Annotated in this window: 11 protein-coding genes; 5 read left to right on the top strand and 6 right to left on the bottom strand. The window is 64.3% G+C overall.

What is annotated here, in order from left to right:
- Positions 1-6: 6 nt before the first annotated feature.
- Both QJT78_RS33845 and QJT78_RS33840 read right to left on the bottom strand, forming a co-directional pair.
- Positions 7-1,215 carry a DUF5666 domain-containing protein gene (locus tag QJT78_RS33845; RefSeq protein WP_028148758.1) on the bottom strand — a complete coding sequence of 403 codons (1,209 nt, stop codon included), beginning with the start codon at positions 1,213-1,215 and terminating at the stop codon, positions 7-9.
- Positions 1,212-2,111 carry a DUF6502 family protein gene (locus QJT78_RS33840; protein ID WP_028148757.1) on the bottom strand — a complete coding sequence of 300 codons (900 nt, stop codon included), beginning with the start codon at positions 2,109-2,111 and terminating at the stop codon, positions 1,212-1,214. Before QJT78_RS33840 ends, QJT78_RS33845 begins: the two co-directional genes overlap by 4 nt.
- A 126-nt stretch (positions 2,112-2,237) precedes the next feature.
- Between QJT78_RS33840 and QJT78_RS33835 the strand changes: the two genes are divergently transcribed.
- Genes QJT78_RS33835 through QJT78_RS33815 form a run of 5 tightly spaced genes read left to right on the top strand, consistent with a single transcriptional unit; the run spans position 2,238 to position 7,826 of the window.
- Positions 2,238-2,399 (top strand): hypothetical protein, encoded by a 162-nt coding sequence (locus QJT78_RS33835; protein ID WP_193375969.1) that lies wholly within the window; start codon positions 2,238-2,240, stop codon positions 2,397-2,399.
- A gap of 7 nt (positions 2,400-2,406) precedes the next feature.
- Positions 2,407-4,335: a glycosyltransferase gene (locus QJT78_RS33830; RefSeq protein ID WP_028148756.1), complete on the top strand. Its 1,929-nt coding sequence runs from the start codon at positions 2,407-2,409 to the stop codon at positions 4,333-4,335.
- A 3-nt stretch (positions 4,336-4,338) separates the two neighbouring features.
- On the top strand, positions 4,339-5,079 hold the full coding sequence (locus QJT78_RS33825) for an ABC transporter ATP-binding protein (RefSeq protein WP_028148755.1): 741 nt from the start codon (positions 4,339-4,341) through the stop codon (positions 5,077-5,079).
- Complete coding sequence (locus tag QJT78_RS33820) at positions 5,076-6,455, top strand: glycosyltransferase family 1 protein (RefSeq protein ID WP_038944248.1); 1,380 nt, start codon at positions 5,076-5,078, stop codon at positions 6,453-6,455. Before QJT78_RS33825 ends, QJT78_RS33820 begins: the two co-directional genes overlap by 4 nt.
- A 12-nt stretch (positions 6,456-6,467) precedes the next feature.
- Entirely contained in the window at positions 6,468-7,826 is a 1,359-nt protein-coding gene (locus QJT78_RS33815; protein ID WP_080586710.1) for an O-antigen ligase family protein, read from the top strand.
- A 5-nt stretch (positions 7,827-7,831) separates the two neighbouring features.
- On the opposite strand, the gene QJT78_RS33810 is transcribed toward QJT78_RS33815, so the two are convergent.
- The 4 genes from QJT78_RS33810 to QJT78_RS33795 all read right to left on the bottom strand — a co-directional run bounded on the left by QJT78_RS33810 (position 7,832) and on the right by QJT78_RS33795 (position 12,480).
- Entirely contained in the window at positions 7,832-9,427 is a 1,596-nt protein-coding gene (locus tag QJT78_RS33810) for a hypothetical protein (protein ID WP_157790310.1), read from the bottom strand.
- Positions 9,357-10,013 (bottom strand): hypothetical protein, encoded by a 657-nt coding sequence (locus QJT78_RS33805; protein ID WP_038944245.1) that lies wholly within the window; start codon positions 10,011-10,013, stop codon positions 9,357-9,359. Before QJT78_RS33805 ends, QJT78_RS33810 begins: the two co-directional genes overlap by 71 nt.
- A 210-nt stretch (positions 10,014-10,223) precedes the next feature.
- Entirely contained in the window at positions 10,224-11,459 is a 1,236-nt protein-coding gene (locus QJT78_RS33800) for an ABC transporter substrate-binding protein (protein ID WP_028148753.1), read from the bottom strand.
- A 109-nt stretch (positions 11,460-11,568) separates the two neighbouring features.
- A complete protein-coding gene (locus QJT78_RS33795; protein ID WP_028148752.1) occupies positions 11,569-12,480 on the bottom strand; it encodes a DMT family transporter in 912 nt (303 codons plus the stop codon).
- Positions 12,481-12,639 lie beyond the last annotated feature (159 nt).

Below are 12,639 nucleotides of genomic sequence, written 5' to 3'. Positions count from 1 at the left end.
CCGCGCCTACCGCCGGCCGCCACCCATCCCGCCTCCCGGACCTCCGAAGCCGCCACCACCCATTCCACCGCCGGGTCCCATGGGCCCGCCGCCGGGCGAACCCAATCCACCGGGGCCTGACGGGCCGATCGGGCCCGTCGGCGCGGAGCCGGGATTCGCACTTGGGCCAGGTCCTGGGCCAGATCCCGGGGCAGGTCCGCCAGCTGGCGCGCCGGGCTGGCCGCCACTCGGAGTGGTGGCGCCGCGGTTCGGATGCAGGATCGAGCCGCCGGGCGACCGATTGGGATTGACGCCACCGGATGGAGGTGCTCCGGGTCCCTGGCCGATGGCCTGAGTCGACTCCACCTGGAAGCCGCGCGAGCGATCGAACACGCCGTTGACCACCATGCGGGCCTCGCCGGCGGCCGGGCCGAAGCGTGAACCGTCAGGAGCCACGAAGCCGGAGCCGAGCTGGAGGTTCGATCCCACACGCTGCACATAGGCCTCGATCGAGAGGCGGCTTGCGCCGACGAGATCCGAGAAGTCGTCGATGCGCGTGCGCGCAGCCTGCATCGTGCCCTGGCTCGAATGGCCCTCGATCTGGGCGCGCTGGCCAACCAGCAGCGGATCGACCCCGCTCAGCCTCAGCCCGCCAATATGCAAGCCGTCAGGCCCGCGCTCGACGAGACCGGTGACACGCTCGGTCGCCTCGCGCCGCGGCTCGATCAGGCTTGCGACGATCACGCCATCGGTCCGGCGCAGGCCGTAGACGGCCACCTGCGTGCCCGCACGAAGCTTGCTCTGCTTGTCGCTTGTGACGATCTTCTGGCCGAGCACCGTCAACTCGTTGCCCTTCACGGCTTCGATCGGACCTGCGACCTCGCTCGCGATCGTGATGTTGCGCGTCACGAGCGTGCCGTCGGCCTGACGGGTCGCGACCACGCGCGCGAGCTGACCGATGCGCAGAGCCTTGGGGCTCGCGGCCTCGCCGTCGATCCGGACCGGCACGTCGCTCGCATAAGTGACGCGCTCGCCGTTGACGTAGATGCTGCCAAAACGCTGGATCACGCCGACGATGCCGGTGCCGCCAATGCCGTGGTCGTCACCGCGCCTGATTCCGGTGCCGCCGATGCCCTGATCGGTGCCGCGCTTGACTTGCGCGTGGGCCATCGCCGTACCGGCGAGCCAAAATCCTGTCAGCAGCAGACGGCGGGAGATCAGCGGCGGCCGGCTCATGAAGAACCACCCTCCTTGCCGCCATCCTTGCTGCTGTCCTTGCCGCCTTCTTTGGCCTCTCCCTCGCCATCTGCATCTTCGCTGTAGATGTAGATGCCGAAATTCCAGCGGGCGTCACCGCCCTTGTCCTTGCCGAGCGCGCGATTGGCCTCGCGGTTGGCGGTCTTCAGCGCGTCCATCGCGAGCTCGCGCGAGCGTGCCTCGAGGCGCTTGGCAAGCTTCGGCGAGATGTTGTTGTAGTGCACCGCGCGCTCGAGGAAGCGCGGCGCCGCGCCTGAGACGTTCTGCGCGGCGGCCGCGATATGGTCGTGCAGATTGCGGCCGAGATAATGCCATTTGCTGTCGTCCTCGCCGCTCGGGACGAAGGCCGCCTCGACCAGTTCGATCTCGTCGGAATCGTTGATGGTGACGAGCTTGCGGTCGACCCATTCGTCGAGCACCGCGCGCGGCCGCACGTCCTTGGTGACCGAGGCGACCAGCTGCTCGAACGACGGCGCATCGCCCTCGGCCGTGCGCGGCAACGCCAGCGGCTCGCCCTTCGCATCGGTGAATTCGGGCGCGGCAAGCCAGCGCGCGATCACGGCGCTCGTCAGCGACACCGCGGCAGGCGCCTCGTGCACCGGCGCGCCGGCACCGCGCAGCCGCGCCACCTCCTTGCGATGGATCCCCGTGAGCAGGCTGACACGGCTGTCGGTCTGCTCCTTCCCCTCCAGCGCAAAATCGTGCTCGGCGACGTTGACGAACAGCTCGCGAAGCAATTGCGCCAATGCCGGAAAGGTCATGCCGCTGCGAATGCAGAGCCGCACGAGCGGGCGCAGCAGCCGCGCCAGCGGCGCGTGCAGCTTCGCGGCAGTCGGTTGCGGAGCCGCTGCTTTGGACCCGGACTTGGCATTCATGTCTGAACTGTACCCGCGCCCCACGTGGGACACAATCCCACTTTTTCCCACTTTCTGATTGACGTGGTAAATTTTCCCACGTACACGAGACGCCACTGAGGGCGCGACGTAAAGGGACTCACACCCATGGTTGACCGCTTGGTCCGCAATTCCAACTCACTGCGTGCTGTACCGGCTCCTGACTGGGGGCACGGCGCAATCGAGCCGATGCTGCCCGCGCTGTTGCGCGGCGTGATCTTCATCTCGGTGCTGGCCGCACCGTTCGTCGCGGCCCTTCTCGCAGGCTGACACCATCATGCATCACACCAGCGAAACTCCGCACCGCCCGTCGGTGCTGCACATCTTCAAGATCTATTATCCTGACCTGTTCGGCGGCACGCTGACGGTGATCCGCGACATCTGCGCGAGCCTGAAGGACAGCTTCGCCTCCGCCGTGCTGGTCTGCTCGCAATCGGCCGAGCGGCGCGAGATCGTCGTCAACGACGTGCCGGTCGAGCGCGTCCGCTCCTTCGGCAATCTCCTGTCGCTTCCCGCCGCTCCTACTTATCCCTGGCGGCTCTGGCGCAAGATCGCAGAGCACGATTTGCTCGCGCTCCATGCCCCCTTCCCGCTCGCCGACCTCGTTTTCGCCTTCGGCTTCGGCGCCAATCGGCCGCTGGTGGTGCACTGGCATGCCGACATCGTCACCCATGCCGGCCTGCGCTGGTTCATCGAACCGTTGATGCGGCGGACACTGCGCCGGGCGACAGCGATCATCGTCTCAGACCACGCGCTGATCGAGAACACGCCGTTGCTGCGGGAATTCCTCGACAAATGCCACGTCGTGCCGTTCGGCATCGACACCTCGGGTTACGACTGGCCGAAGATCGAGCCGCACCACGTGAACGATCGCGGCCGGCTCGTGCTCGCCTGCGGCCGGCTCGTGCCCTACAAGGGCTTTGACGTCCTGATCCGCGCCGCCGTCAACCGCAAGTTCGAGGTCTGGATCATCGGCGAAGGCACCGAGCGGCCGCGGCTCGAGCAGCTGATCCGCGAGCTCGGCCTCGGTGACCGTGTCCGCCTGCTCGGCTCGGTGAACGACAGCGAGCGCATTAAGCTGATGTGCCTGTCCGACGTCTTCGTCATGCCGTCGGTCACCAATGCCGAGACCTTTGGCCTGGTCCAGCTCGAGGCGATGGCCGCCGGCCGCCCCGTCGTGAACACGGCGCTCGACACCGCGGTGCCGCGCGTCGCCCGCCACGGCATGGAGGCGATCACGGTGCCGCCTGGTGATGCCGAAAAGCTAGGCGATGCCATCGACACGCTGATCAGCGATCCCGAGCGCCGCCGCCGCATGGGACTGTCAGCCCGGACGCGCGCCCTGACCCGCTATTCTGCCCCAGCCTTCAGGGAAGGCATGCAGGCCGTCTACCGCGACGCCGTCACCGCGTCGTGCAAGGAACCCGCAATCGCCGCCGAGCCGCCGCTGGCGACCGGCTGGCTGGATACAGTCCGGATCGCGGCGGCACTGGCCTGGTCGGACATGCGCCACCGCTACGTGCGTTCGCTGCTTGGCCCGTTCTGGATGTCGCTTCAGATGGCGATCGTGGTCGCCGTATTGGGCTCGGTGATCGGCCAGATGTCGAACGCCGACATGCTGGCGCGCCTGCCGATGCTGGCGTTGTCGATGACGGCCTGGACCTTCCTCAACAGCGTCGTGCTCGATGCGACCACGGCGCTCCAGAATTCCGCAAGCCTGATCCGCGACCGGGCGCTGCCGCCGGTGATCTTCCTGCTGCAATGCACCTTCCGCCAGGCGCTGTTCGCGCTGCATAACGCCTGCGTGCCGCTGGTGCTGTGGCTGATCCTCTCGCCCCACGACCTCTCTCACGCGCTGGCGGCGCTGCCCGGCCTGCTGCTGTTCATAGCCTGTACTTTCGCCTTGAGCCTCGTCCTCGGCGCGACGGCAACGCGCTATCGCGACCTGAAGCCGATCATCGAATCCACGCTGATGCTCGCCTTCCTCGCCTCGCCCGTGATCTGGTCCGCCGAGATGATCAATCACCGCGCGACGGTGATGCGGCTCAATCCGCTGACGCATCTGTTCGCGGTCTGGCGCGAGCCGCTTGCAGGCGGCCATATCGATCCCGCCAGCATCGTCTACGTCCTCATCACGCTGGCGCTGCTGATCTTTGCGAGCGTGCTGACGCTGGTCCACCTGCGCAAAGCCGCATTCTGGATTTGACGCATGGTCTCGATCAGCCTGCACAACGTCTGTCTCGACTATCCACTCTACGGCGCCTACGACTTCTCGCTGAAGCGGCGGCTGCTCGGCCACCTCATCCGCGAACCGGGCGAGATGCGGATCATCCGCGCCGTCGACAACGTCTCGATCGAGGCCGAAGCCGGCGCCCGTATCGGGCTTGCCGGGCCCAACGGCTCCGGCAAGTCGACGCTGCTGCGCCTGATCGCCGGGGTCTATCCGCCGAGCAGTGGCCACGTCACGGTCCGGGGCAACGTCGTGCCCCTGCTCGGCCTGAACGCCGGGGTCAATCTGGACTTCGTGGCGGAGGACAACATGGCGCTGCTGCTGCGGATCAGCGGTCGCAAGCCCACACGCAGCGTGATCGACGAGATCTGGGCTTTCACCGAGCTCGAAGCGCGCATGCAGCGCCTGCCCTTGCGGATGTTCTCCTCGGGCATGCTGATGCGGGTGTTGTTCGCGACCGCCACCGCTTTCCCGGCCGACATCCTGCTGCTCGACGAATGGCTCAGCGTCGTCGACGAGCATTTTGCGGAGAAGGCCGAGAGGCGGTTGCAAAACCTGGTCTCGCAGGCGGCGATCGTGATCATCGCCTCGCACGACCTGCCGCTGCTGCGCCGCACCTGCTCCAGCATCATCAACCTCGATCACGGCCGCATCGCCTCGACCATCGCGGTCGAGCCATCAGCCACGCACGCCTTTGAGCTCCGAGAGAAACGCGCATGAAACAGAACATCCTGGTCGTGTCCGAGTCGCTCGGACAACCCAATCACAAGCGCGGCATCTTCCACTTCACCCGGGAATTGGTACGGTCGCTCGCGTCGGAAGGCCACGAACTCACCTTGCTGGTGGAAACCTCGAAGCGTTACCGCAAGCTATGTCGCCGCGAGCGACGCACGAAGCTGTTTCCGGCGCAGTCGCGCAACATCGAGCTGCTCGCTCTTTATCGCTTCCTCGACGAGGTCAACGTGAGCGGGCCGGTGATGCTCAGCGGCGCGCGTCGCAGGTTCGACTGGCTCCGCCACAAGGCCACCATGCTGCTGTCGCGGGACAATATCCTCTGCCTCCTGCGCGCGATCGGCCTGCTTGGTCTGCACGCCCGGCTGGTCGAGAACCGGACCGCCGCGCTCGAATATATTCCGCCGGATATGCGCCATCTCGAACTGTTCAGCGAATTCCAGCTCGAGCCCGGATTCTTCAACTATCAGGACTCCTCGGCCTTCTTCCTGCTGCCGCCGCCGCGGATCGACGCGCGTGACTATGATCTCATCGTCGTGGACACCCCGACGCGGGTCGCGATCAGGCGCAAGCCGAACGCCAAGGTGATCTGCGTCGTTCACGATTTGCTGCCGCTCACCGACCTCAAGCTCAGCGACATCGCCACGCGGCAGTTCCTGGCGCGGATCGGCACCAGCCTGCGCCAGGCTGACGAGCTCGCCTTCGTTTCAAACTATAGCATGAAGCGGTTCAGGGAACTGTTGCCGCAATTTGCGCACCTGCCGGCGCGGGTCGTGTATCCCCGCACCCGGTTCGACGCCCCGGATGTCCTCCACCTCCCAGCCCTGTCGGGGCGTCCGGGGCGGCCGAACTTCGTCATCATCGTGTCGAACGAGCCGCGCAAGAACGTCGCTACCGTCATTCGTGCCTTCCGCAACGTCCCTCAGGCCGATCTCGTGGTGATCGGACATGCGGGCCAGATCAGCCGAATGCGCAACCTGCCGCCAAATGTCCGCTTCGCCGGCTATGTCGACGAGCATGAAAAGGCTGCCATGATCGCGGAGGCGCACGGGCTGATCATGCCGAGCCTGGCCGAAGGTTTCGGCATACCGATCATCGAGGCGCTGGCCGCAAACACGCCGGTGCTGTGCTCCGATATCGCGGTGTTCCGTGAGGTCGCGGGCGAGCTCGCCGACTATTTCGATCCGTTCTCGACCGAGGCGATCTCAGCTTCAATCACCCGCGTGCTAACGCGGCAGGAGGAATTCCGCGGCCGCATCCGCGCGCGGCGACACGAGCTCGCCCAGCGCTTCGGCTACGAGACCCAGGCGCGCGACTTCCTCGGGCATGAGATGCCCCGGGAAAGCCTGGCCGCTGCGCAATAAGCGTCGTTGCACATGACTGCTGAAACCGCGGGATCCTCCGGCCCGGCCGGTCGACAAGCGTTGCGCGCCCGATGGCAAGCCATGGGCCAATCGCCCGCTCTGATCGGGGCCGCCGATGGGCTCGCTGTGCTGATCGCGGCGTCGCTGCCCTGGTCGACCACGGCGCCTTCGATCTTCGTCGGGCTCTGGCTGCTGGTGGTGACGCCGACCATCGACTGGCGCGATTATGGACGCCAGCTCGCACGGCCTGCGTTCGCCCTGCCCTTTGCTTTCCTGCTGCTCGCGCTTCTCGGCACGCTCTGGTCGGACGGCGCGTGGGCGGACCGGCTGCATGCGATCAAGCCGGTCGCAAAGCTCGTGCTCATTCCAGCACTGCTCTATCACTTCAGCCGATCCGAACGCGGTTCCTGGGTTTTCCTTGGCTTTCTCGCGTCCTGCGCGCTGCTTGCGGTCGACTCCTGGATCGTGCTGCACGATCCTGCTTGGAAACTCACCGCGACCGCGTCGGCCGGCGTTCCCGTCAAGAACTACATCGACCAGAGCCAGGAATTCACGCTGTGCGCCTTTGCGCTCGCACTGCCGGCGTTGACCTTCTGGCGCCGCGGAAACGTGGTCGCGACAACCATCTGTCTAGCATTGATCCTGGTGTTCGCCACCAACATGGTGTTCGTCGCCTCCGCGCGCACGGCGCTGCTGTGCATCGCGGTGCTGCTCGGATTGCTCGCCTGGAGGCATTTGAGCCGGCGCGCGGCGCTGGTCCTGCTCGCGGGCACGATAGCCGCGAGCGCGCTAGCCTGGACGACCTCGCCCTATCTGCGCCACCGCATTGCAGACATCGCCGTGGAATACCGCCACGGCCATGAGGACATCAGCCGAGCCTCGACCGCCCAACGCCTGACCTATTGGCGCAAGGCACATCACGCCTTTGCCGAGGCGCCCCTGACCGGTCACGGCACCGGGTCGATCAAGCGCCAGTTCGAGCGCGCCGCCACTGGTGGAAGCAGCCTCGATGCGGAGATCGTCAGCAATCCCCACAACCAGACCCTCAATGTCGCGATGCAATGGGGCGTACTCGGCGTCGTCCTGCTCTACGCCATGTGGATCGCCCACCTTCGCCTGTTCCTGGGCGAAGGCCTTGCGGCCTGGATCGGGCTCGTGGCCATCGTACAGAACATCGCGAGCTCGCTTCTGAACTCGCACTTGTTCGATTTCCACGAAGGCTGGATGTATGTGCTGGGCGTTGGCGTCGCCGGCGGCATGGCGCTGAAGGCAAGAGCCGGACCGCATCTGCATTATGAGACCCGCATCGAGGGTGAGGCGGTCGATCCGCAGAACTTTCTGCGCGCCGGCGTGCGGCTCAGCGCCGACTAGGCCTTTTACTCCGCCGCCACGCAAGCCGCCTGCGGGGGAGCCAGCGCAAAGACGCCGAAATCTGGCACCACCATTTCGAGTTCGCGGCGATAGCTTTCGTAGCTGAGCGCTCCCGGCCGAATGAAGCCGAGTTGAAGCGTGTGATCGACCACACGCCTGAGAACGATCGGAGCGCTCGCCGGTGTAAACTGGGCGCCACCGGGATTGGACAGCGTCGTGATCAGACCGCGTGCGGGCTCGTTTCTCTTATCGGGACGTGACACCATGATCAGACGTATCGCTCCCTTCTCGAGGGTGACGAAGTTCAGGAACGGGCGTCCATCCGGGATGTAGACACGGCCCCTCTGCGTGTGCCCGGCATCAACACGTTCGCGTTCCTCGAACATGAGACAGGACTCGGTTTCGTCCCAATGAATGCCGATGATGTAGGCACTGATGATCTCGGGGTTGGAGAACGCGGGCCTGAAGCAGACGTAATCCCCCTCGAAGGTCTCCACTCCTGCGCGATCGCGGTAGCCAAGATCATCGGCGACGTCGAACCTAGACGTCACTGGCGGAGCTTCGAGTCCGCCGGCAATCGACGGCGCATTATGCAATGGAAACTCCTTGCGCGGACTGGTGGCTATCCGCTCAGCAGTGACGTTGCGTATGCGCTCGGACTCATTGAAGACCGCGAGGACCATGCCGCCGACGATGAAGCCGGTTAAGCCAGTGCTTAACGCCACCAGTTGGATCGCATCCTGCGGATGCACATAGAACAGAGCCAGTACTTGCTGGCCGATCATATGCGCGACCAGCCACCCCGCACAGGTCAGCGCGGCGCCGTTCGCGAGAGCCCCGAGGGCCGCCACGCGGTACCAGCTCATCCGCGAACATCCCATGTAGGAACAAATGAGCCCGAGGGAAATCGTACAGACGAAAGGCGTGATAACGCCGTATAGGCGCTCGATAAACTGCCTAAGAACGTCCTGATATCCTCCTCCCTGCATCAGGGCGGACACTAGTGGAATGCCGATCCGGAGCGCAATCGACAGCCCTACGACGACGAGACCGGCGACAACCAACTCGGCGATAGGCGGATATCCAGGTGTGTTGCCTTCCTTGCGTCCGATGAAGCGTTGCGCCACGACGATTGCGCCCAGGACTGCGAAGCCGATCGAAGCGCCGAACGTGACCGCAATCGTCAGCACTTTGTCGACGTCGATCGGAAGTGTTCCCGGCATGAACAACATCATGCCAATGCTCCAGGCCGTGACGAGGAAGATCGTTGTCGCCCATTGATCCAGCCCAAAGGTCGGCCCCGGACTGTAGGCGAAGCCCATCCTCGCTAGCCGCTGCAATCGGCCGCTATGGGTCCTTTCGCAAAACAGGACATAGCGAGACACGAGGCCGCAAGTGAGGTTGGTGACCTCGGCAATGTTGCGGTTCAAAGCGTCCTTCAATTCCGGGGTTGGAAGCGTCGACGTGAAAAAGGCAAGACCGGCGTGCATCATCTCTTCGTAACGGGCATCCGCACGAGCCGCCACCGCGTCACCCAATTGCATGATCATGGCGTAGGCGGATCGGCCATATCCATTTCCGGTGAAGTCGAGCCGCGGCATTCTGCCGGGGTCCGACGAACAGGTTGTACAGGCCGATGGCTCTTGTGAAGCGGTCGGGAAGAGTACCGTCCCTGCTGAAACTCAGCGCTTGCGGACCGATATTCTCCGAAACGATTTTGGTCACCTTGCTTCGAAGGTCGTCGCGCGGGACGAAACCCGTGGTTTGCGCGAGTTCAAATGCGAGTCGGTCGGCTTCACGCGGAATGGCGGCCAATCTGACACAAAATGCGCGCGCGGCCCTGTCGATCCGTGCCACCTGCCGGAATTGCGAAGCGACGACGATGATGAGTACGGCCACGATCGGAGCATATTGAGCCAGTTGCGCCTGCGCCTTTGGATCTACCGCCTTCACCTGGCCGACGATGAAGTCGAACCCGATGCTGCCCTGGACGAGTCCGATCATGACGACCAGCCAGAGCGGTATCATCAGGGCGTAGTAGAATATCACCCCCCAGAAGAACAGCGCGAAGGTCGTACCGGACCGATTGGTGGGCGGAGAGTTGAAGCGAGCCCAGGCAACGACAAAGAGTGCCAAGATCGCAATAATCCATTGGCTCTTCGTAACGATCGCTTCAATGATGTCCATGTTACGCGCTCCCACATAGCAGGCGACGCTTGCATGAATGGCTCTGCCCTCGCCGAGGCAGGGCACAATTCAGATCAGGGACATCGTGGAGACGCAGCGCGCGTCGACACAGGTGCCCGAACAATAGGGAAGACTACGCTGGGCCGACCCGGCTGCAATGTGAAGTAGAACACATCCGGGAGGACATTTCTTTGGCGGAGTACAACCGAACTACGGACTCCGCTCGTGGCCGACCTCGCCGGTGATGACGTCGCCGAACAGCTCCCAGGCCTGCCCGTTGAAGCGCATCAACTGCATCTGCTCGATCGGGAAGTAGTCGTCGGCGGAGGTGTTGACCATGATGCCGGGCAGCATCAGATCGGTGTGAAAGTCCTTCAGACTCGTGGCCTGCTTCATCGCGTTGTCACGCGTGAGATTGTCGCCGCACTGCTTCAGCACCTGCGCCATCGCCTCGGCCTGCACATAGCCATAGAGGTTGTTGGCATTGGCCTTGTCGCCATCAGGGTAATATTTGTCCATGAAGGCGCGCCATTTGATCACGGCCGGATCCTTGTCCCAGGTCGGATCGGTGGGGTCCTTCAGATAGGCTGTCGAGATGATGTCCTTGGCATAGTCGAGCCCGGCCGGCTTCAGCACCGAGGCGATGGAAGTCGCCGTATTGGCCAGGAAGAATTTTGGTTTCCAGCCGAGCTCTCCGACCTTGCGGATCGCCTGCGCCGATCCCTTCGGGGCGGCCCATGAGAAGAAAATGTCGGCACCCGAATCATGCAGCGCCACGATCTGCGAGTCGATCGAGGGATCGCTGACCTCATAGGACTTGTCGGCGATGATCATGCCGGCCTTGTCGCCGAGCCCGTCCTTCAGCCCCTTGAACTGGTCCTTGCCGGCGTCGTCGTTCTGCCAGAACACGGCGATCTTGCTGTTGGGGAAATGATCGCGAATGTATTTTGCGTAGATCCGCCCCTCGCTCTGGTAGTTCGGCTGGAAACCCATGGTCCACGGGAAATTCTTGGGGTCGCCGAACTTGGTGCCGCCGGAGGCGACGAACAGCTGCGGCACCTTCTTGGCGTTCATGTATTTCATGATCGCCGAGTTCGAGGGCGTGCCGAGCGGCTGGAAGATCAGCAGCACCTCGTCGCTTTCGACCAGCTTGCGCGCCTGCTCGATCGCCTTCGGCGGCGAATAGGCGTCGTCATAGCTGATGAAGTTGATCTTGCGGCCGTTGATGCCGCCCTGATCGTTGATCATCCTGAAATAGGCGGCCTCGGTCTTGCCGATCACGCCATAGGACGACGCCGGCCCGCTATAGGGCATGATGTTGCCGATCTTGACTTCGGTATCAGTGGCGCCGGGATCGTATTTCTTCTGCGCCAAGGCCGGTGCCGTGACGAGCACACCGGCAGCAAGAATGGCGAGGGCAGCAAGGCTTTCGCGACGACCCGGCATCGTTCTCTCCCCTGTGTTTTGTAGTCTTGTTTTGCGGAGAGTGTCGCAAGGCCGTTCGCCGCTGGCAAGCGCCGCGATTTTCCGCGCCGTGAAACGACGGACCCGGAACTTACGCGATGCGCCGCAGCAGTCTCAGCGCGCGCCCGTCGATCACGAGCAGCGCGCTGCCAATGACGATGGCGCCCGCGATCTCGCGCGCGGAGATCGGCTCACCCAGCACCAGCCATCCCAGCAGGATGGCGGTGACGGGAATGAGCAACGTCACCAGCATCACATTGGTCGCGCCCGAACGCCGCAGGATCTGAAAGAAGACGATGTAGGCGAGCGCCGTCGACAGGGCGGCAAGGCCAAGCACCGCGAGCCAGGTCGTCAGGCCCGGCATCGAAAGGTGCCACGGCTGCTCCATAGCTCCGGCGACGATCGCCATCATCACAGTCGATGCCATCAGCTGAAACGTGGCCGTTCCCAGCGGAGGCGTGTCCTTCAGCAACCGCCGCGCCGCCAGCGCCGCAAAGCCATAGCTGAACGCGCCGCCCAGGCAGAGCAGGATGCCGAGCCCCTGCCCCGGCCGCGTCTCGATGCCCCATCCGCGCAGGATGATGACGCCAGCGAGCCCGAGCGCCACGCCGGCCACCCGACGCATCTGCAGGGCCTCTTCGCCGGCCGCCGCCATCACCATCACCGTGAACAGCGGCGTGGTCGCGTTCAGGATCGAGGCAAGCCCGCTCGGAATGAAGGTCTGGCCGAGCACGATCAGCGAGAACGGGATGACGTTGTTGAGCAACCCGATCGCGACGAACGGCTTCCAGCCCGCCATGCCCTCGGGAAACCCGATGCCCTGCATTCGGAGCAACGGCAGCAGAATGGTCGCCCCAAGCGCGACGCGCAGCAGCACCAGCGTCAGCGGCGGCAATTCCCGCAGCGCCGCGCCGTTGAAGAAGAACGATCCGCCCCAGAGAACCGAGAGCACCGCGAGCAGCGACCAGTCTCGCGCGTCGATCCTGTTTTCGTTCGGGGACATGTGCTTCACCTCGGCGGCCGAGCCTGCCGCCTAGGACGGCGCGAGACAGCCCCGCGGGTCACTTCAAATTCCTCCGGGTGTGGTCAGTCAAATTCCTCCACCCGCGAGGCAGGACAAGGGACTGTTAGTTTGAGTTTGTTTCCCGGGCAAGAGCTTCAG

The organism is Bradyrhizobium sp. Mp27 (assembly GCF_029953005.1).
In the GTDB taxonomy this organism is placed as follows: Bacteria; Pseudomonadota; Alphaproteobacteria; order Rhizobiales; family Xanthobacteraceae; genus Bradyrhizobium; species Bradyrhizobium barranii.
This window is presented reverse-complemented; position numbering and strand designations above follow the sequence as displayed.

Excerpts from the sequence above, each read along its gene's own strand:
- QJT78_RS33845 (WP_028148758.1), bottom strand. The coding sequence starts at position 1,215 with ATGAGCCGGCCGCCGCTGATCTCCCGCCGTCTGCTGCTGACAGGATTT.
- QJT78_RS33840 (WP_028148757.1), bottom strand. The coding sequence starts at position 2,111 with ATGAATGCCAAGTCCGGGTCCAAAGCAGCGGCTCCGCAACCGACTGCC.
- QJT78_RS33835 (WP_193375969.1), top strand. The coding sequence starts at position 2,238 with ATGGTTGACCGCTTGGTCCGCAATTCCAACTCACTGCGTGCTGTACCG.
- QJT78_RS33830 (WP_028148756.1), top strand. The coding sequence starts at position 2,407 with ATGCATCACACCAGCGAAACTCCGCACCGCCCGTCGGTGCTGCACATC.
- QJT78_RS33825 (WP_028148755.1), top strand. The coding sequence starts at position 4,339 with ATGGTCTCGATCAGCCTGCACAACGTCTGTCTCGACTATCCACTCTAC.
- QJT78_RS33820 (WP_038944248.1), top strand. The coding sequence starts at position 5,076 with ATGAAACAGAACATCCTGGTCGTGTCCGAGTCGCTCGGACAACCCAAT.
- QJT78_RS33815 (WP_080586710.1), top strand. The coding sequence starts at position 6,468 with ATGACTGCTGAAACCGCGGGATCCTCCGGCCCGGCCGGTCGACAAGCG.
- QJT78_RS33810 (WP_157790310.1), bottom strand. The coding sequence starts at position 9,427 with ATGCCGCGGCTCGACTTCACCGGAAATGGATATGGCCGATCCGCCTAC.
- QJT78_RS33805 (WP_038944245.1), bottom strand. The coding sequence starts at position 10,013 with ATGGACATCATTGAAGCGATCGTTACGAAGAGCCAATGGATTATTGCG.
- QJT78_RS33800 (WP_028148753.1), bottom strand. The coding sequence starts at position 11,459 with ATGCCGGGTCGTCGCGAAAGCCTTGCTGCCCTCGCCATTCTTGCTGCC.
- QJT78_RS33795 (WP_028148752.1), bottom strand. The coding sequence starts at position 12,480 with ATGTCCCCGAACGAAAACAGGATCGACGCGCGAGACTGGTCGCTGCTC.